Annotated in this window: 17 protein-coding genes, 2 tRNA genes and 1 pseudogene; 10 read left to right on the top strand and 10 right to left on the bottom strand. The window is 44.5% G+C overall.

The window, feature by feature from the left end:
* Window positions 1–488: 488 nt before the first annotated feature.
* Complete coding sequence (locus PTW35_RS08635) at window positions 489–782, bottom strand: hypothetical protein (RefSeq protein WP_039461086.1); 294 nt, start codon at window positions 780–782, stop codon at window positions 489–491.
* 231 nt (window positions 783–1,013) lie between these two features.
* On the opposite strand from PTW35_RS08635, the gene PTW35_RS08630 reads away from it, so the two are divergent.
* Window positions 1,014–1,409 carry a nitrous oxide-stimulated promoter family protein gene (locus PTW35_RS08630; RefSeq protein WP_281027332.1) on the top strand — a complete coding sequence of 132 codons (396 nt, stop codon included), beginning with the start codon at window positions 1,014–1,016 and terminating at the stop codon, window positions 1,407–1,409.
* 4 nt (window positions 1,410–1,413) lie between these two features.
* On the opposite strand, the gene PTW35_RS08625 is transcribed toward PTW35_RS08630, so the two are convergent.
* The 3 genes from PTW35_RS08625 to PTW35_RS08615 all read right to left on the bottom strand — a co-directional run bounded on the left by PTW35_RS08625 (window position 1,414) and on the right by PTW35_RS08615 (window position 4,322).
* Window positions 1,414–1,767, bottom strand: coding sequence for a spore gernimation protein (locus tag PTW35_RS08625; protein WP_281027470.1), 354 nt, complete (start codon window positions 1,765–1,767; stop codon window positions 1,414–1,416).
* Window positions 1,768–1,948: 181 nt separating this feature from the next.
* On the bottom strand, window positions 1,949–3,457 hold the full coding sequence (locus PTW35_RS08620; protein ID WP_039461074.1) for a peptide MFS transporter: 1,509 nt from the start codon (window positions 3,455–3,457) through the stop codon (window positions 1,949–1,951).
* Between the two features lie 355 nt (window positions 3,458–3,812).
* Window positions 3,813–4,322 (bottom strand): GNAT family N-acetyltransferase, encoded by a 510-nt coding sequence (locus PTW35_RS08615; RefSeq protein ID WP_281027331.1) that lies wholly within the window; start codon window positions 4,320–4,322, stop codon window positions 3,813–3,815.
* Window positions 4,323–4,534: 212 nt separating this feature from the next.
* Here PTW35_RS08615 and pdxY point away from each other — a divergent pair, with 212 nt between their 5' ends.
* Window positions 4,535–5,389 carry a pyridoxal kinase PdxY gene (pdxY, locus tag PTW35_RS08610; protein WP_281027330.1) on the top strand — a complete coding sequence of 285 codons (855 nt, stop codon included), beginning with the start codon at window positions 4,535–4,537 and terminating at the stop codon, window positions 5,387–5,389.
* Window positions 5,390–5,473: 84 nt separating this feature from the next.
* On the opposite strand, the gene PTW35_RS08605 is transcribed toward pdxY, so the two are convergent.
* From PTW35_RS08605 to PTW35_RS08590, 4 genes are all read right to left on the bottom strand, one after another.
* Window positions 5,474–7,777, bottom strand: coding sequence for an EAL domain-containing protein (locus PTW35_RS08605; RefSeq protein WP_281027329.1), 2,304 nt, complete (start codon window positions 7,775–7,777; stop codon window positions 5,474–5,476).
* Window positions 7,774–8,712, bottom strand: coding sequence for a transporter substrate-binding domain-containing protein (locus tag PTW35_RS08600; RefSeq protein WP_281027328.1), 939 nt, complete (start codon window positions 8,710–8,712; stop codon window positions 7,774–7,776). The genes PTW35_RS08605 and PTW35_RS08600 overlap by 4 nt, the downstream gene beginning before the upstream one ends.
* Before the next feature lie 61 nt (window positions 8,713–8,773).
* Window positions 8,774–10,189 (bottom strand): aminotransferase class V-fold PLP-dependent enzyme, encoded by a 1,416-nt coding sequence (locus PTW35_RS08595; protein WP_281027327.1) that lies wholly within the window; start codon window positions 10,187–10,189, stop codon window positions 8,774–8,776.
* Between the two features lie 345 nt (window positions 10,190–10,534).
* Entirely contained in the window at window positions 10,535–10,795 is a 261-nt protein-coding gene (locus PTW35_RS08590) for a serine protease (protein WP_281027326.1), read from the bottom strand.
* A 339-nt stretch (window positions 10,796–11,134) separates the two neighbouring features.
* Here PTW35_RS08590 and PTW35_RS08585 point away from each other — a divergent pair.
* The 5 genes from PTW35_RS08585 to PTW35_RS08565 all read left to right on the top strand — a co-directional run bounded on the left by PTW35_RS08585 (window position 11,135) and on the right by PTW35_RS08565 (window position 16,104).
* Window positions 11,135–11,208, top strand: a tRNA-Gly gene (locus PTW35_RS08585).
* Between the two features lie 32 nt (window positions 11,209–11,240).
* A tRNA-Leu gene (locus tag PTW35_RS08580) sits at window positions 11,241–11,327 on the top strand.
* 178 nt (window positions 11,328–11,505) lie between these two features.
* On the top strand, window positions 11,506–13,023 hold the full coding sequence (locus PTW35_RS08575) for a DUF2235 domain-containing protein (RefSeq protein WP_281027325.1): 1,518 nt from the start codon (window positions 11,506–11,508) through the stop codon (window positions 13,021–13,023).
* Between the two features lie 517 nt (window positions 13,024–13,540).
* On the top strand, window positions 13,541–14,794 hold the full coding sequence (locus PTW35_RS08570; RefSeq protein WP_281027324.1) for a magnesium transporter: 1,254 nt from the start codon (window positions 13,541–13,543) through the stop codon (window positions 14,792–14,794).
* A 23-nt stretch (window positions 14,795–14,817) separates the two neighbouring features.
* Window positions 14,818–16,104 carry a hypothetical protein gene (locus tag PTW35_RS08565; protein ID WP_281027323.1) on the top strand — a complete coding sequence of 429 codons (1,287 nt, stop codon included), beginning with the start codon at window positions 14,818–14,820 and terminating at the stop codon, window positions 16,102–16,104.
* An 88-nt stretch (window positions 16,105–16,192) separates the two neighbouring features.
* On the opposite strand, the gene PTW35_RS08560 is transcribed toward PTW35_RS08565, so the two are convergent.
* Together PTW35_RS08560 and PTW35_RS08555 are read right to left on the bottom strand one after the other, a co-directional pair.
* Window positions 16,193–16,822 carry a LysE family translocator gene (locus PTW35_RS08560; protein ID WP_281027322.1) on the bottom strand — a complete coding sequence of 210 codons (630 nt, stop codon included), beginning with the start codon at window positions 16,820–16,822 and terminating at the stop codon, window positions 16,193–16,195.
* Between the two features lie 62 nt (window positions 16,823–16,884).
* Window positions 16,885–17,299 (bottom strand): annotated as a pseudogene (locus tag PTW35_RS08555) (GNAT family N-acetyltransferase).
* Window positions 17,300–17,527: 228 nt separating this feature from the next.
* On the opposite strand from PTW35_RS08555, the gene PTW35_RS08550 reads away from it, so the two are divergent.
* The 3 genes from PTW35_RS08550 (at window position 17,528) to PTW35_RS08540 (ending at window position 20,406) form a co-directional block, all read left to right on the top strand.
* On the top strand, window positions 17,528–18,484 hold the full coding sequence (locus tag PTW35_RS08550) for a DUF2860 family protein (RefSeq protein WP_281027321.1): 957 nt from the start codon (window positions 17,528–17,530) through the stop codon (window positions 18,482–18,484).
* Between the two features lie 118 nt (window positions 18,485–18,602).
* A complete protein-coding gene (locus PTW35_RS08545) occupies window positions 18,603–19,694 on the top strand; it encodes a calcium:proton antiporter (protein WP_281027320.1) in 1,092 nt (363 codons plus the stop codon).
* Window positions 19,695–19,731: 37 nt separating this feature from the next.
* Window positions 19,732–20,406 (top strand): VTT domain-containing protein, encoded by a 675-nt coding sequence (locus PTW35_RS08540; RefSeq protein ID WP_281027319.1) that lies wholly within the window; start codon window positions 19,732–19,734, stop codon window positions 20,404–20,406.
* Window position 20,407: the final 1 nt, after the last annotated feature.

Raw genomic sequence — 20,407 nt, 5'->3', positions numbered from 1 at the left:
CTTTTTTAGACCGACTGATTGGCTTTATATCAAACTTGCCATGATATAGCTAATCGAGCCGTATTAAACGCATGCTCGTAGAAGGCGCTGTAAGGCATTCAGGGAGGTGTTCCCTGTCACAATCAAGCGAAGGTATTGCTTGATGATTTAACGCGGCAAAACGACGCACAGAAAACAATCACAGAGGATAAAAAACACACATCCAGTCCACTTGGATTATCACCCGCTAGGGTCACAAGGGCACGGATACAAAAAAAGATGCCGAAGCATCTTTTTTCGTTAGCTAGATTTCAAAGGCAAATCCAGCTAATACCAATCTGGTATAAATCCTTGTTCTTCTGTACTACGCCGGAAAAATGTTTGTCATCGCCTAGCGAGCAACCATTTTAAACAGTAATACCGAACAACGAGTTATGTAGCGTGGTATAAAATCTGTTCTTCAATTTTCTTTTATGAGAGTCATTGAATAAACGATAAATGCTACCGAATTAAGAAATTCGGAACAGCTTAATCGAGTCACGGCGAACAGTCACACCACGGAAAGTTACCGGCTCAAGCAGCGTCATCAGTTGCTTTGAAACGAAAAACTTACCGCCGTAGCTACGATCACCACCACGATTTACCCAATCTGCAAATTCATCTGCCAAGCTGAACATAGAGTTTCCAACAAGCAGAACCAACACTTTAGCGACTTCACTGTCATTCTGTTTATTAAACTCCGCGTCGCGAACCTTCTTGCGATATTCTTCGACGATTCTTTCTAGGCACTCAAATCTGCTCATATACACCACCACAAAAAAAGAGGTGCGGATACTACTGCTCATACTCGCCGAAATCAACCCACCCGGGGCCTATTCTTGGCAGAAATTTGTAATTTTTTCGTTCTCTTAACATGATCCAGGCCATTTATAAGGAAAATGACGATTTATGTCATATTTTTCACCTTGCCAATAAGTTACATTTAAAATATAACTTTATTTGTAGCGCCTTGATTTCAAGCAAGAGAAATGACCATGTGTGACCAAGAAATAGACACCTCGATCTTAATCGGCAGCCTGAGGACAGAGTATAAAACCCTTGAGGCAATGGTGAAGATCTACTGCAAGGATCATCATGGCACCAGAGCACTGTGCGACGAGTGCGCCGACTTTTTGCACTATGCGCTGACAAAGCTCGATCGCTGCCCATATGGCGAGGAAAAACCCACCTGCAAGCTATGCCCAATTCACTGCTACAAAGCAGAGTACAAGGAGCGCTCCCGCATCATTATGCGCTATAGCGGCCCCAAAATGTTACTCCGCCACCCTATCCTGGCTATTCGGCATCTTGTCGCCGGCAAAAAGCCGGTACCCGCCAAGCCAGCGCCTAACGCTTCTAACCGCCACAAGCGAAAATCACTAAACCGCTAGCCTGCTAGTTACGGTAGTAATCAACCACCTGAATAGTACTAGGTGGTTCATTGGCTGCCAGAGACAGTTGAAAACTATTGCCGCCATGCATCTCTACAGATGAACCACCGCGTCCCGTTACACTCACCCCCTCAATCTTATCGAAGGTTCGTGACTCGCTGTAATGCATGACAACGGTCAAGTCCACGTCTTGGTTGGCTGACAACTCGAACTGGCAAATACCGGTCAGGCAATACACATCCAAGCTTCCGTCTTGGTAGTGCACATTTTCTACGTTCTTTATCGGCTGCGCCGTGATCTGCAGTTCTTCACCACACCCTGCCAGCATTGCCGCACCAACCATTGCGGCCAACATCATTCGTTTCACACACCCTCCGTTAACTTTTACCTTTCACACCATGAATATCACATCAATAATTACCAAAGTGCAAGCCGTGACTTGCCAAAGCTTATAGCCGCAAGCCATTAGCCACCAATAAAAAAGCGCCAGTTAAAACTGACGCCTTTTATCCTGTCTATAGCTTGGATGGTTCAGAGAATTAGTGCTGCGGTGTTAGAGACTTCGCCTCTTCTTCCTTTTCCAACTCTTCACCTTTGTTGATCAGTTTGGCAATCACTTTCGACAGGGCCAAAGTGACAAACGCCATCACAACCGCCAGTACCGCAAGGTTAAAGAAGTAGCTGGCATAAACATTCTCAATCAGCTCCTGGGTGAGCTCCACATCCTTTGGCAAGGCTATGCGGGTAGAGATAACCGCTGCCAAAATACCACTGAGTGACAACGCAACAGAACGCAGGCCGATAGAGAATGCAGACAGGTAACGTGGAACCATCTCAAAGATAAAGCCAGCACCCAGCGCACCGACAATCAATTCTGCCAATGACTGGAAGAAGTGCACCCACAAGATCCAATCAGCCGAAATCTTGCCATTGTCACCTACAAAATTCGTTGATAACCCTAACAGCGAGAAAGCAATGGCACTGAAGATGAATGCCGCAGAGAACTTAGTTGGAATTGATGGTGAGATACCTTTTTTCTCTAGCCAACCATAAATAAAAATTACCGGACCGCCCAATACAAAACACCATAGCGGGTTGAATGCTGCATTTGATTCAGGGCGAATTGGGATCAAACCAAATAGATGATCACCCATCAAGTTGATGGCATAGATGTTCATCGACGTTAACATCTGACCGTAGTAGAAATAGAACACGATCATGATGAAAATAAGGATCAACACTCCACACATTTTGTATTTGAAGGCTGTTGAGGCTCGGGTAATTTCGAAAATGAAATAGCCAATGGCACCAATACCTAATGCGTACAATAGGTATTTACCTTCATCGAGGTTCGAGAATACCCAGAATACCAAGCCCAACATCACTGCCGACCCAAGTACAAAAGCAGCCCATACCTTGATTGATACAGAACGACGGTCAATATCATTACCGACAGCCACAAAGCGGTGACGGAAAAGCACGAAAAGTACAAGAGTGATCGACATCAGCCCAGAGGCAATATAAAAGTTCCCTTGGTAGGCCAGGAAAGCCACCATAAAGGGGAAAAGGTATTTTGACGCGAACGAACCTAAGTTATTGATCGAATAATTGACTGTCAGGCCTTGCTGGAATGCATCACGGTTATCTGCAGCATAGGAATTCCCCAGTAAGACCGTTGGGCTGGTTGCGGAAAGGCCCCTTGCATAACCAATAAGCGCGATAGCAAAAATACTCAAAGGGACATTCAAAGTACTTGCACCGGTACCAAGTGTAAAGAAACCGATGGTATAGACGGTATAACCAATATATACCGCGCGGAATGAGCCAATATACCGGTCAGCGACAAAACCACCTACGGCTGAGAAAACAGGCCCAACAGCACCGAAGGCACCCATCATCATGATGGTTTCCGCCTCACTGTAATTGAGCTCATCAAGGAAAAACTTAGTAAGTAGAACGTAGGTGCCATAGAAAGCAGCGCCCCAAAGGAACTGCCTTAAGATAAGTACTCTGGCAATAAAAGGGAATCTAGAATTTGCGTCTTGCATATTATACTCCTTCAATATTATGCACTGCACAAACTAGCAATTTGCAACTATTAATTTCATGATCAAAAGCAACTTATTCAACAAATTACCTATGGCGTGCGCACTTTTTTGCATATCTGTGATATTGATATAAGAATGGTCACTAACATGTTGATTAAGAAAGAAATAAATAAACCATTGGTGTATTTTTTGTTCTCTATCTAAGTGCTTTTTGTATGATGAATATTACTTTCAGCTAACTAACAGCGCATTTATTGACCAAGATGCACTCAGGACAGTATTTTCATGTGGCGGAGTGGCTACAAAGAAAAAAAGCTAGCAATATGCTAGCTATTTTAATTCGGCGCCCAAAAGACTATGGCAACTGTTTATAAAACAAAAGCGTCGCGTCCAATTGACCTGCCGCACTCATCGCAAAGGCTGGTATTTCGCCAGCGAGTTGGAAGCCCAGCGCGGTATACAACTTCGCGGCGACATCGCCTTTGCGTGTATCTAATACCAATAGACTTCGGCCAAGTTTAACCGCCATCTTTTCCACACAGTCCATCAGGGCCCTTCCTACCCCGTTGCCTCTTTGCTGAGGTAAAACCATCAACTTTTCTATTTCTGCTCGATGGCTGCCATTTGCTTTCTGACACAGTGCCAGTTGGACCACACCAACAACTTTCTCGCCCTGTTTGGCAATAAATAGACGTCGCTCGCCTTTTGCTATCTCCTCTTCGACACTATGCCAATAAGAAATAGCTTCCACTTTTTTTAATGGGGGTAGAAATCCGATTGAGGCACCATCATTAACACATTCAATTAATAATTCGATGAGCCCTTGTTCAACCTCTGTGGTTGTATATATCTCCTGAACATCCATGCAACCTTCTCCCAATGCTATCCACTAGCTGTCCAATAGAATGGATAATAACCAATCTGACATGACATCGCGTTACTGACAAGCACAATCCTTACTTCCCACTGTAGCTTTATCGGCAAAGGGAGTATAACAACGGCTTATTAATTCATTGTGATACGTGGTCTATCACATTATCATCGGCATCGTACACATACCCCAACAGGATAAAAATAATGAAAGGTATTCTTTCTGTTCAGTCACATGTCGTTTATGGGCACGCAGGAAACAGCTCCGCCGTATTTCCCCTTCAACGTATGGGATTTGAAGTTTGGCCAATTCATACCGTCCAATTTTCAAACCACACCCAGTATAAAGAAGGCTGGACTGGACGAGCATTTGCTGCAGAAGATATCACCAGCCTAGTATCTGGCATGGCTGCCATTGGACAGCTAGAAAACTGCGAGGCTGTGCTCAGTGGCTATCAAGGCAGTGCAGAACAGTGCCTTGCCATCGTTGATACCGTCAAAAAAGTTAAAGCGGCCAACCCTAAGGCACTGTATGTTTGTGACCCTGTCATGGGTGCACCAGACAAAGGCTGTATCGTGGCCCCGGGGATTGCCGAGCACCTGATCAATACCTTGATGCCTATGGCTGACATTATTGTGCCTAACCAGTTCGAACTGAGCCAATTTGCGGGGATGAAGATAAATTCTCTGGAAGACGCGATTAAAGCTTGCCAAGTAGCACTTGAAAAAGGCCCTAAAATGGTTTTGGTCAAACACCTGCATAGCATTTCAAACGAGAGTTTCTCGATGATGCTAGCCACCCAGGAAGGCTGCTGGCTTGCCCAACGTCCTCACCTTGAGTTTGACAAGCAACCTGTTGGTGTCGGCGATCTTATTTCCGCCCTATTTACTGGCCAATACCTGGCAAAAGGTAATGCTGAGGCGGCATTCAGCCATTGCAATGACGCCTGCTATGCCGTGCTAAAAGAAACCTCGCAACGCGGGGAATGGGAACTGCAGACGATTGCCGCGCAGAACGAGATTGTCGCCCCTTGTGAGCACTTCCCTCTAGAAGCGCTATAACGGCCTATCCAACAACAATCAACGCAGTTATACCTCAGTTGACCTGCGTTGATTGTGATTAGAGCCGACAGTTTGGCGCCCGCCTCAGGCCACTGACTGCGGAACCCTAGACTTATAAAGAAGACGTTCGAAGACGTCTGCAGGCAAAGGCTTGCTGTAGTAATAGCCCTGACCGTAGTCACACCCGTTCTGAATTAAAAAGTCGGTATGCCACTTTGTTTCAACCCCTTCCGCAACCACTTGAATATTTAACGCTTTGGCCATTGCAATGATGGCACTTACCAGTTCGCGGTTCGGCTCGTTCTGATCAATGTCGATCAAAAAAGATCGATCTATCTTGAGCTTGTCGAATGGAAACTTTTGCAAGTAACTCAATGCAGAATATCCTGTACCAAAGTCATCAATCGTTAGCTCGACCCCTTCTTCCCGTAACGCATTAAGCAAGGTGACAACCTCTTGGGTATGATTGAAGAGCAGGCTCTCCGTCACTTCGATATCCAACCGATTGGCAGGCAACCCCGAAGCAATTAACCCCTGCTTGAGTTGAGAAAACAGCTTGTCGCAGTACCTGAACTGTATGCTAGAAAAGTTAATCGATATCTTCATTGGCATAATACTCTGCCAACGAGCCGCTTGTTGACAAGCCTGGGAGATCGCAATCTCACCCAGCCGGTGGATCAGGCCATTCTTTTCTGCCAATGGAATGAATTCTTCCGGCGAGATAAAGCCAAGTTTTTCGTCATGCCAGCGCATGAGGGCTTCCGCCCCAATGATCCGATTCGTTACCAAATCAAAGATGGGCTGATAATACATGACGATATCGTCGTTGTTGATAGCCTGGCGAAGCCGCCCGTCCAGATCCAACGTCCGCAGGGCATCTGTCATCATACTGGTTTCGTAAAACCGATAGGCATTACGGCCATCCTGCTTCACCCAATACATCGCCGTATCTGCAGCGGCCAGCAATTGGTGGGTATTGGCACCGTCTTGCGGGTAAATTGACATGCCGATACTGGCTGTGATGAAGAACTCTTGATTCTTCCAGGTGAAAGGATGATCAAACAACGACAGAATTATCGATGATAATGCTTGAGCATAGTTCTCGTCGCTAAGATTAGGAATAATCAGTAGGAACTCATCTCCTCCCAAACGGGCCAAGACACTTGAATCTTCAATCGCCGACAGCAGACGCTGGCTGCTCTCTATCAAAATAGAGTCACCGGCCAAGTGCCCCAATGTATCATTGATTTGTTTGAAATTATCGAGGTCAATGAACATGACGAGCACCTTGCTGTCATTCTCGATTGCATCTGCAATAATCCGCTCTAGTTGCTCATTGCCATACTTGCGGTTGGGAAGCCCCGTGAGTGCATCATGAGTCGCTTGGTAAGCTAATTTCTGTTCGGACGCCTTTCTCAGGTCAATTTCTTCTACTAATCTCTCGTTCTTCACAGCAAGCACCCGCTGCTGTTTATGGGATTCTTCAAACTTTGTTCTTAAAATCACATTCGCGTTATTTATATTAAACGTGTAAAACAACCCCACGATAACAGGTACAGCAAGGAAAGAAATGCCTGCAACAAACCATCCGGACGTAAAAATATCTTTATCATTGACCGGGGAAAACCACCCTTTTAGTTGGTAAGGTGTGTTTTCGATAGGTAACTCGAAAAAAATAATATTCGACTGCTCAATATTTTCTTCGCTAATTGAGTTCCACACCAAAATATCATCAGACGCAGAAGAAAGCAGCATACGGCTTTGGCTTCCTTCATATTCTTGCGCAGTAAGTTGCTCAATAATAACTGAAATATTAATATCGGCAATCAGGTAGGCAACAGGCCTGCCTGAATAGTACACAGGTTGGTATACTTCAATGCGGGGGTTATTTTGTTCCTTGCGGCTATGTATTACATGCGTTCCTTCTGCTGAGTTTTGAAGCCTGTCAACATCAACCTGCAATTGAATATTTTCAGCCGTATCGACAATCACGTCCCCATCGTACCCAGCCAATATAAAGCGCTCATATACTGGTATCTTATTGACCAACTTGGTTTTGATCAATTTATTTAGTTCATAATCAAGTTTCATCAAACTTGCGCCAAGCCCATACTCCATCGACATTCCCGATGCCAAGTTAGCAAAGAAGGTCGTCATGGCTCGGTCTGTCGTTAAATCAGACACTTCCTCACTGGTAACGCTGAAAAAATACTCAAGTATGCTGGCATAGCTTTGTACTTTAAGCGTCAATTCACGGTGCTGAGACTCATTGAGCCTTGTTTGACCGAGGTTGGTAACCGCCAAAATCAACATCAAATATGCCGCTAGCAAGACTGCAGCGATAATGATCAGATTACTACTTGACAGTTTTTGTATCCGTTTATTCATAAATCAGCTTCATTGCTTTTACTAAAATAGTCGCCATAAAAATAAAACACTGATGGATAATGCTTTTCTATAAGCTTATGAAAAGTACCATCATTTCTAATCTTAGTTAAATATTCATTAAATGCATGGCGTAATTCAGGGCTATTTTTCCTAAATGCTGCAGCCATTCTTTGCTCTTGTGATATTGGTCCAATAACTTTGATATCCCCAGGCCACTTTTCAAGCGCAATTAACGTATCAGCGACATCCAATAGTGTCGTTTCGGCATCATTATTTAAAATGGCCGGGACCATTTCATTTAACTTTCGACCAGGTTCAGGAAGAATGATATTTGCCCCTGTCTCGTACAAATTATATAAATTCGGGTCTAAACAAGAATGTTCCATCGCCAGCACATCTTTCTCGTCAATCAAGTCCTTAACGATATTAATATCTTTGTTTATATCGCCGGTTGGCTTGATGGGCGTTAATGTCGAATCCGCCCTAGCCACCAGCCAAACCGCTGAAGGAAAGTAATCAACAGAAAAATCCACCAACTCTTCGCGCCAGTCTAATACTGTCGCCCCGTTAGCAATAATATCGCCTTGAATGGATACCTTTTCGCCAAGCTCTATCCTGTTATTCAAATAAAGGGCATCTTGGCCGGTCAACTTTCCGACCACATCATTCCATTGTGCGGGCACATACTCATATTTGACCCCAAGGAAGTCAGCAAACCCTTTTACGATCTCGACATCTAAGCCGCTAAGTGATTCAAAATCATCCGTTTTAATATAAGAAACGAAGTTTGCATACGGAACGCCAATGTGTCGTATTACGCCCCGCTCTTTGATTTCAGCCAGATCACCGGCCAAAGCCAATGAGCTCAGCATCGCTCCCATCGCTGTAGCTGTTGCTACAAGCAAGCAGCGTAAATAGTGCTTCGCCTTTGTCATTAAACCCCATCCTTTCATCCGTGAAGTACAAAAAAACGCCCAGCGAACTGGGCGTTTGAGCTTAAGCCTGAATCATATCTTTGTATAAGTGCTTAATCGCCTTGACCAGCCCCTTTACGTCTTTCTCGTCATGGAATAAGTGGGTCGAAATCCGCAACGCCTGGGTCGCCTCATCATCCTCTAGATACAGCTTGAAGTTGGTCGTCCTGATAATGTAACCATACTCTTCGCGCAGCCTGTCCCGGAACAAAGTCAAGCGATCACCGTTATTCACATCTAACGGAAACGGATTAAAAGTCGTTAAGCCACTGTCTAGCCCTTCAACATCCGGAGAGAAAATAAGAGCCTGGGGTAAGGCATCGGAGAGTTGGCTTTTGCATAGCTTACTCAAGTACAACACACGAGACTCAATGCGGCGACGACCAATTTCGTCCCACATTTTGCAGCTGTCCGCCAACGCTTGTTTGGCCGGATAATTATCATTACCGATATACTGCATCTGCAATTGAGTACCGAGGTAGCCGGCATGGGAAAGCGAGGAATTAACATACCAAAGTGGATTGTCACAGTCTGGCCAATATTCATCCAGCCTTGTCGCATTATCCCTCACATACAAAATTCCCGTTGCTCCGGGACCACACTGCCACTTATGGCCTGAGCCCGCATAAAAGTCACAATCAATATCATGGAAGTCGAGATCCAGCATCCCAATGGTATGTGCACCATCCACCAGCGTCGGCACCGCATATTTTTTCGCCAGCTTGCAAATTTTCTTGGCCGGAAGGCGTGTACCGGTCTTGTAAGTGATATGAGAGAAAACAATCAGCCTTACATTGCTGTACGCATTAAGTGCTTTTCTGAACGCCCTAACATAATCCTGCTCTGAAACGGTTTCAGTGCCTGTGTATGCCGGCAACTCAACCTCAACCACCTCTACGCCATAACGCTGCTTGACAACATTCAACGGAGACGTGGCTGCAACGTGTTCATGATGGGTTGTCAGAATCACATCACCCGGCTCAAAATGAAGGCCGTTGATAATCGAGCACATGCCGTCTGTGGTGTTACGACTTAAGATTATCTCGTGCGGATCAGCACCGAAACCTGCGGCGATACTTTCCACCATTTCTGAAACATACGGCCAACCACCAAACTTACCGTCCATATCCCAGGGGTGTTTAGCCACAGTCCTGTTATTCTTATCATAGGCCTGCAGCACCGGCTTAGGCATCGACCCCGTTGTCCCTATATTCATGTAGGTCGAGTTATCGTCAAGGATAAACTGACGCTTCACTTCCCGCCAAAAATCAGCCTCGTTACCACCAGAGTGAAACGAAGACCAGTCAGTGGTTTCTTCAGTAGCGCTTGCCTGTCCGCTAAAAAGCGTACTGCCAACCCCTGCAACGGCAAGCCCGGTGGTGGTTTTCAAAAATTGTCTGCGCTTGTAATTTGTCAGATCAGTATCTGAATGACTCATTAATATCTCCCTGTGCCACGCACAATTTTGTCGAGAACAATTTACAATCCTGTCAATAAAATCACAAAATATTGCCAATTGTAATTATTCTTTTCTGAAATACCGAGCAATATCAAACTATCCCTGTGCAAATACAATCCGTCATTTTACAAAAAAGCCATACCATGAAGGCTGTGTTCAATTTTCTGCACAGCTGTATAAATAATTAGACCATAAAAACCTGAGAGACATAATTTATGTAGTATAAAGCTATGTACCGGGCCTTTCTGATCAGCATCCAGTGCATAAAACGCCCTCTCTTTCGGGCGTTTCTAAAGGATATAAACTATGTAGCGGGAGAAAAAACTAGTTTTCATCGTCAATGGCGCAATAAGCTTCAAAGGCCTCTTCTGTGCTGTCTATCCCTTCGCGTTCAGCCAATTCCCACGGTCTTTCGCACTGAGCGGTTTTTGCACACCAGACATATCCTGCAGAGCTCTTACAACCATGCTCATCCTCATCAGCCCCCATAACCGACTCGGAAGAATCATTGCAGCCAGCAAATAGAACACTGCCAAACAACAACACTATCCCCACTCGCGAACGAGTTAAAAAACGATACGTCATACACAAGCTCCAAGAGATCATTATGATTATCCCCAAGCAAGTTCAAGATCCAGAGACCTTCGGGAGGGTGTCAGCCCTCTGAATCCTACACCTTGAGGTAACTTGGCTATAAGTATATACCGAGAGGAATCCCGACAAGTTAGGCCGCACAAATCAGACGGTGAAGAACGCAATATTTGCTTATTAAACAAGCAATTAATCCTGCATCCCGACTTAAAATGTGACAAAGCCAGCAAAAATGTTCATTTAGCATTGCGAGAAAAGCTGCGCGGGCTTATCGTTGCTTTGTAATCAGTGACTTAGTTGACTAGACTTTTATAGTAACTATAAAAACACTAGGCGAGCATCGTATAATGGTATTACCTCAGCTTCCCAAGCTGATGACACGGGTTCGATTCCCGTTGTTCGCTCCAAATCACTTTGACACTGTGAAGTAAGATGACATGCGGTGGTGGCGGAATTGGTAGACGCGCTAGCTTCAGGTGCTAGTGTCCGCAAGGACGTGAGGGTTCAAGTCCCTCCCTCCGCACCAATCTTACTTATCGGTAAATCCCTCTTTTTTGCTCTCAGCTTTAACATCACCCTCTACTTTGCTGCCTTTTGATTTTTATCAATCCTTGCTGGAAATATCTTGGAGCAATATCACACAGGTTGCACATCCTGACCACTAAGCTTTTTGTACACTCAACAACCTATACAAGGAGGGTGTGATGGCTTATTTAATTGTCTGCTGTGATGGAACCTGGAACGATCCAGACAACAGGGACGGTGACGTGCTGTCTCCAACTAACGTAAAGCAATTTTTCGACTTTATCCCGGAGATACCCGATACCCAATATACGCGCTACCAAGCAGGTGTGGGCACCGATGGCGGCCTCGATAAAATTACCGGCGGAATCTTCGGTTTTGGTATTTCCGAAGACATTCGTGACTGTTACCAATGGATTGCTGACAAATATAAGCCCGGAGATAAAATCGTATTAACCGGGTTTAGCCGAGGTGCATATACCGCTCGAAGTCTTGCAGGAATAATCTGCCAGCTCGGCATCGTAGACCTGCACCGCCACAGCGAGTCCGATTGGGATGAAATCATTAAAACCATATACAAGGAGGGATACAGAAACAAAGAGTCCGCGATTTTTTTAAGAGCTCATCACGACATTGAATTTCTGCCCCACTCAGATAAGGTCTTCTTCCTGGGCGTTTGGGATACCGTTGGCGCACTGGGGATCCCGGACGACAAAGCAATTGCAAATCTTTTTGATAACCCCAAAAAATATCAATTCCATGATGTCAAACTCAGCCACAATGTTGCACACGCCCGCCATGCTGTTGCGATCGATGAGCAACGTGGTAGCTTCACCCCAACGTTATGGAAAGATGATGTAGCTGATCCTCACCCTTCCATGAGCCAGCTATGGTTCCCTGGCGTACACAGCGATATTGGTGGTGGGTATAAAGAAGACGGGCTATCTAATATCGCTCTGATATGGATGATCGATGAGCTGCAAAAAGTCGCAACCGATCTGCAATGGCACAGCAATATGATCGCGCAAGTGATACCTAATCCCGCCGATGAACTACACAATTCCCATGTCGGCATGATGAAGGTCCTGGTCACAGCGCCTAGAAACATTCCGTGTTTTGCTCAACAAGCAGCCAGCTTCCATGAATCAGCACTATCAAGGCGTGAAAACCCTCCGCGCAAGCAGGGATCTTACCGCACCACCCGCCCGATTTCGCCCGGCAGCCCGGTAACACTGGATATCTACGCCAAACATCCGTGGTCATGGACAGGCATCTACCTTGAGGAGGGCAAATCCTATCGCTTTACTGCCCGGGGACAGTGGGTGGATAAAAATATCTCTTGCGGTCCAGCCGGAACCAATGACGGGAAGTTTTACTTTGGCGAACTGGCCCATCTAGCCAGCGAAGCATTAGGCGTACTAGAAAAAGCCTACAAAAGGTTACTGGACAAACCTGATGCAAACTTCATGTTAACCAAACGAAATGAAGATGCCCCCTACTTCTGTTTGATGGGAGCAATTGCCAATGGTGGTAACCCAAATACCGATGGTACACATAGCCCACTCAGAGAGTTTTCGATAGGGGCAGGTACCACTATCACTGTGAAAAAATCGGGATACCTGTATTGCTTCCCAAATGACGCATGGGGATTCTATGGTAACAATCGCGGATACGTAACACTGAAAGTGGAAGAGTATTAGTAATAAAACAGGGCAAAAGCAATTGAATGGGATTGCTTTTGCTCATATTTTATTTTGCCATTAGGTTAACTCCGGCAGCCTTTCCATTCACTCAAAAAATACAACGCAAACAACACAACCATTATGGTTATAAATTAACTATCACGCTAAAATTGATAAAAATACAAAAAGGTACAGTCCATATATTTTGTAACACATGGTTCAATAAAATAAAAAACACTGTATTGACTATTAAGAAATTGAAACCTAACATGCCCCTACACATTAGATAGGAGATTAATTATGGATAACGACAGTAGACGGTGGGTTATTAACGAAATCGGGAATGTAAAGCTGGAATGAATTGATAACAGTATTTAAAATACATCCCCCGCGCAATCAGTAATTTTGAACTCTGGTCATCAGCATAGCGAAATTACCTGCCCTTCCCCTCGTTAGTAACTCACACAGATTATATTCTCAGTTATTGCCTTAACCGGCAAGCTATCCCAATACAATAATATAATGGTGTGTTACAATGACATTCAACAACCTTATTCTAAATCAAAACATTAAGCACTCGACTACAGAAGACAAGCTAGACATTTTTCATAATGATTTAATGTCGTTTAAAAAATACATTTCAGACAGTAATCATGATGCGCTCAACCAGTGTTTTTCTGCGCAATTTATTCAGCAAAGTATTACTTTTCTACGTCAAGTTTCAAAAAAGCAATATAAAGATCTTTCTACACTCAGTGGGTTTCACTATCAACAAGATATTGAACTATTCAGTAACTCAATTGATCCTGTTTTAAGCTCGATAAACGCATCGGCAGCAACGATTGTTAGCCACAACACCTCTGTTGCAGAGCTTAAGAATGAATTAAAGACATCATTGTTAAACTCTTTATATATCATTACAACCGATGACCATGGAAGATATTCCGGCATTGTAACCCTTAACAAATTATTCTATGCCCCCCCACGGCTGAAGCTAAAAAGCATCCAAAGCTATGCAGAAACTTGTCACTTCAGTCTGGACCAAGAGGATGCTGTCAAACTGCTTCAAAAAAGCCAGTTTGATGTATTGCCCGTCCTTACCAGCACAGGAGAGCCTTTGGGCCTTCTAGAGGCAAAGGCAGCCATCGATATTGTCATGGATGAGCAAACCGAAGACATGGAAAGGTTTATGGGGATCCAACAAGAAAAAAACGAATTGGATTACATCAACCTCTCGGTCTTGGGCCATGTAAAGAAGCGCATAGTATGGATACTCGGACTTGCTGTAATGGGGCTGTTTTCAGGAATGATCATTCATAGCTACGAGGATGCCATTGCTGCCTTCACCATTTTGGCGCTATACATGCCGATGATCGCCGATACCGGTGGCAATGCCGGCAGTCAGTCAGCTACGCTTATCGTTCGAGCACTGGCACTTGGCAACATCAATATCCGAGATTGGCTCAAAGTCGTTTGGAAAGAAACACGTATCGCGATCATTATCGGGTCAGCATTAGCCGCAGTAAGTATTGCCAAAGTTATATTCCTCTCGAGAGGACTTGAGCTGCCTGCTAATCAAACTCTCAGCATGCTGGCTGCTGCGATTGGCCTCGCGTTGTTCTTCCAAGTGATTTCATCCACCCTTATCGGGGCACTATTACCGCTTCTTAGCAAGCGGATGAACCTAGACCCTGCCGTTGTTGCCAGCCCAGCAATTACAACTATTGTGGATATTTCGGGCTTAATCATCTATTTCTTCTGTACAACTAAACTACTGGGATTAGTTTAATAAATAGAAAAGACGGAATAACCATGCACATTGAATTAAGAAACAATGATACATTGGTAATTTCTCAAGCTCTCTTTGCTCATCAGTCTACAGAAGTAAATATTAGGTTCGAATGTCAGAATACTAATTATGAGCTTGAACAGCTAACAGAAGAACAAAAAAAGAGCCTGATATCTAGGCTCTTTATTTGCAACGATAGTATTAGCTTGTTAGAAATTGAAAACCAATTAAGTCATATTTCGATAGAATACCATCAATGGAATCTTGCTAAACACCAGTTATTGGCTTGGCTCTCCGAATACCATGGCAGTCTTCGAAAATCTTGTTTGGAAACAATATGTGATAGCTCAACCACAAAGCTATCTCTTGTTTGCTGGCAGGTTGAGAAAATTTGTAACAAATTTGAGCAACTCAATATTCACAACCCTCAGGTATCTGCTATTTACAAGCAACTGATCGTCGTGACATATCAAGAGTTATTAAAACTGTACGAGAGGCTGAAACTAAACGATGACACTCAGAACTGTCTCCAGGTTTATAAGACAATCATCAGTTTGATAAATAAAAGGGACCAAGTGTCAATATGGCGCTATCCGAGAGCTTTCTCAGAAGAGATGATAGATAACGAAATTATTGAATTTGCTCCCAACTGGGTGCCATACCGAAATCAAGTGCTCTCAAGTCAACGGCATAATCCATGGATGAAGTATAGCGGTATTGCGCTAAGCAGTATGTGTGTGATGAGCCTGGTTACCATTGCGACATATCAATTACATTATTCCGCACCGAGTTTGTCTGCTGGGTTGGTGTTTGCCATATGTATCACATATGGCATAAGAGATGTAATCAAAGACATACTCAAGGAAAACTTGTACAAGCTTTTCTCTGCGATTCGGCCGGAACAACGATATAAAATCTACGGTGGCCGACAACACGTTAAACGAGGAGAGTACCGTACCCTCTTCGCATTCTTCGGACAGAATAGGAGCACGGGACAATACAGTGACATAGAACAAAATATGAAGGTAAGTGGATTTGAAGTGAAAGATGATCTGGTCGCCAGCAACTTGAAGTTACGGCATTCTACTCTATATACAGAAACTCATATTCATTTAGATGTTTTGAACATCTTCAAGAGGACTTCGCATTTCAGGGTTATTGACGATCAAGGAAACAGCTACAAAGCTAGGCTAGATAATAGCTGCCAAATTAAGATCACAATTTCTAGCAGGGCCTCAACTAGAAGTCCAGCTAAGCACACATACCTATGTGTTCTTGGGAGTACCATCGCTGTTAGGAAACTTGCTTGACCGTTATTGCCAATCACCATCACGGCTAGTTATCCTCGAAGGGTCGCAAACTGCGCCCCTTCACCCCACATCTGCCACATTACAACTTCTAGGCACGGCTTGCCGTCGATAGCCAGGCACCGGCCCCGATAAAGACACCACCAGTTAACCGGTTAAATAACCTAGCCCTGCCAGAGGCAAATATCCAACTAGATGATTTCGCCCCCAAATAGGCATAGAACAGAAGCCAAGAAAGCTCCAAAACAACAAATGTCGAAGCAAAGACGGCATATTGCAAAAACAGATCTTCTGATGGATTGATGAACTGAGGAAAAAGAGCGGTAAAGAATAAAATCGCTTTGGGATTACTGGCACCGACAATAAAGCCACTAGCAAAGTGATGAGGGAATCTGCGACTTGAGACGGTGCCCGCCTCCAGCTCTGAGTAACTGTCTTGCTTGGATACTAGCGCCTTTATACCGAGATAAACTAAGTAGCCCGCGCCTACCCATTTGATGAGACTAAAGATAACTTCTGAAGACGCGATAATCACACCTAACCCAGTAAACGACAGGGTCAATATTAAAGTTATCGCCGTAAGGCTGCCAAGCGCGGTATAAGCACCGACCATCCAGCCACTTGTGACTCCTCTCGTCATGCATAATAACGAACTCGGTCCTGGTGAGGCAGTAAGCACCAACACGGCCAGCACATAATATACCCAGACTTCACCTACCATATGGAAACTCCTTTTCCCGTGTCGCAATTACCCGCTATGACGGCTTAGGGTAATTCCCGTTGCTACCGGTTCTCTTGACACAATAATGATTCGTAAAAACAGACTTCTCGTTCCCGGCCCTGTATATGAATGGTCCTATTTTCAATATAGCTCAGGCCCAATTTCATAATCACAGACTTCGACACCCAACCAGTACCCTAACAGCCCTACGCTATCTTCAAAATTAGGAAAACTGACAGCGCCAATGATATCGTCATTGCCCTTTTCCGTGATTGCATAAACAATCCCTTTTTTTTCAATAAATTGTGTTTCATGAGACTGAATCCAGCTAACGGCCATTTCTAACTCGTAAGGATGAGGAATATTGGCGGTCATTTCAGCAATCAGTTTATTTCCTGCGAGGGCGGCCACTCGCTTGCAGTCTCCAATCCGAAACGGTCTTAATATCAACCTTTCCGTTTCAATATTATCTTGCATCCCATACCGCCTATTTAACCATCACAGCCAATTTATGCTTCTCGTAAAACGTCCACCACTATTAACATAAAATAACCTAGCGACAAATATGAATTTCTCTAACCCATGGTTTTGGCACATACATAAACCTATTCTACCGCCATCAAAAGGATAACTGATTCAGGAAAGAAGCCCTTTATACCTGCGTGACTCCAAGTCAGTTGGGTAAATATACTGAGCGGAATTTAAATGAGAAACCTAAATATCTTTGTCATTGCATTGTTTGCTGGCTTTACGACATCTGCCTACGCGCTTGACAACTCACGCATCAACGGCGACATCTCAATCAATACGGGTTATGCGACCTCAAACTCAAACTTGAATCCAAACGGCGATAAAACGCTAAGCAGCCTAGATGATCGGGTATCTCATACCAATAACTATTTCGCAGCACCACTGGGGAATATTCGTTATGCCTTAGATAGCAACCATACTCATGCTGTTTATCTTGGTACATCTCGCGATGACCTCGCCGTCGGTACCCTGGCATTCGAGCTTGGCTATCAATATAACTTCACCAACGGCACACAGCTAGATATTGCTTACCTTCCAACCGTACTGCCAGACGAGGTATGGGCTAACCCGTACTTAACCGGTGAAGAAAGGCAAACTACGGATATCGACGGCAATGCATACCGTTTGAAGTTATCGAACCTGCTTAACACCGGCGTATCGCTTGATATGGCATACGCCACTGCAACAATTGATGATGAGCAAATCACAGAAAGCACCTTATTCCGTGACAGTGCAACTTTCTATCTAAAAGGCCAGCACCTTTCCATGCTCGATCAACGTTCAGGATTAATTACAGCGTTCAGCTACACCGATCATAACGCAGAGGGTAAAGCCGCTTCATACAACAAGTATAAGGTTGAGATGACTTACTTCCTTCATTCGTCCGCTTACTCTTTAGCGCTAACGGGAAGTTATGCTTACCGTCAATTTGATGCAGTAAACCCTCTTTTTGACACACAGCGTAATGATGATGTAATGCGTTTGTTTTTGGCTTACGAGTACAAAGACATTCCAGGCTGGGACAACTGGAGCGTTACCTCACTCGCTGGCAGCACGGTAACAAGCTCGAATATCGACTTTTATAAAAGCAATAATTTTCTAATGACTGTGGGCCTCAATTACCAATTTTAATTAAAAGCAGTTGCTCACTACCATCAGTACTACCACAAAGGAACAGGTAGAATTTCAGTGACCAAATCCTCGTTAAAGGACCATAACGAGCCATTAGGAATAATTCAAACGTCTCAATATGTTCAAGCTTCTCAAGCAGGAATACACCATGCCTGTTGGTATTCTTGCCATTATTTTTTTCCAGCTCATCGGTGATGAGCTGCTAAGTAATGGGTTATCCCCAGCGCCATATATGCTCACAACAGGTATTTTATTTTATGTGGCCATGACAACGATCTTTGCCGTTGTCCGCCACTCAGATGTGCTTGCAATTAAGCTCGGGGACCCCTTTGGCACCCTGATACTAACCTTGTCAGTCATCTTGCTTGAAGTGATTATGATCTCCTCGGTCATGCTTACTGGCGAATCAAACCCGGTACTGGCTAGAGATACCATGTTTGCTGTTGTCATGGCCGTTCTAAATGGCTTTGTCGGTATTACGCTTCTGATTGGTGGGATGAAGTACCATACCCAAACATACAATCTCGAGGGGTTAAAAGCTTACCTGGTTGCGATAATTCCACTGGCAATGCTGAGCTTGGTCCTACCGAATTTCACCAGCATGGACGCATTTGGCAACATGTCGGCAATTCTAACCTGGACTCTGGTTCTTGCCTCAATTGCCTTATACGCATTATTCCTATTTATTCAAACGCGAAGCCATACCCACTTTTTCATCGATGCCGATCGCAATGATAATCGTGATAGCCAGTGCCCACCGCAAAGCGGTACCTACCATACCATCATGCTGGTAGGCTACCTGGTTGTCGTTATTTTGCTGGCTAAAAGCTTAGCCATTCCGATTAATGACGGAATAACCGAGCTTGGTGCGCCAGCTGCACTGGGCGGCTTGGTCGTTGCCTTGATCATCTTGGCTCCAGAAGCTGTAGGGGCAATTAAGGCGGCAGTTAGCAACCACCTCCAACGTGCCATGAACCTATTCTTTGGCTCGGTGTTGGCCAGCATTGCCCTGACCGTCCCGGCAGTACTATTGATTTCAACCATAATCAATGAGCCGATACGTCTAGGGTTGGAGCCGGCTGAAATGGTTCTGCTGGTAGCCACCCTATTGATGACCAGTGTCAGTTTCAGCAGCGGAAGAACTAACTCACTCAACGGCGCAACTCACCTCATCCTCTTCTTCGCTTATCTCATCTTGATGTTTGATTGAGCGACCTCGTTCACCAGCGCGAGCTCAGGACTCTATTATGCAACAAATAATCACAGCTATCTGGCTACAAGATTTTGATTCTCTGCAGGTAGTCAACCCAATAAACATCTTGTTATTACTACTTGGAATGGTGTTATTTATAGAGTCCAGTTTTGTGCTTTTACCGCTCCCAGGAGTCGGCTTGGGACTCTTCGTTGGTGGTCTGGTTAGCACAGGAGCGGTTGACTTTTACAGTGCGGTGGCCCTTTTAACAACTGCCAGCTCTCTAGGTACCTTATTCGCTTATCTTCAAGGATATTGGCTGCTTAACAGCATGCTAATAAGCCGGGCCCCAAAGCCCCTGCCAGAGAATGCCCTAGCAAGAGTAAAAAAGTACCTGGATAAATATGGATTTCTCCTTCTTTTCGTCTCCCTCTTTATGCCGTACATGCGGGTAATAACCCCGCTGTTAATGGGGGCGACCCAATTGAGTTTTACTCGCACGGTATTAATTAGCGTTACCAGCTCAATAATATGGTCCATGACCCTGCTCAAAATTGGCGGTTGGTTTATGCAAAAGCCTCACCTAATTGTCTATCAAGAGTCAATCACCCGGTGGTTCTTAATCAGCAGTTTTCTCCTGATGGTTACGGCATTGATTACCCTGTTGTTACGCAGGATAACGCTCAACGACTCTCGAAGAACACCAAACTCTGTTAATCACAAGGGATAAA

The sequence above is a fragment of the Photobacterium sp. DA100 genome (genome assembly GCF_029223585.1).
In the GTDB taxonomy this organism is placed as follows: Bacteria; Pseudomonadota; Gammaproteobacteria; order Enterobacterales; family Vibrionaceae; genus Photobacterium.
Note: the sequence above shows the minus strand (reverse complement) of the source record. Positions and strands in the feature narration are given on the sequence as shown.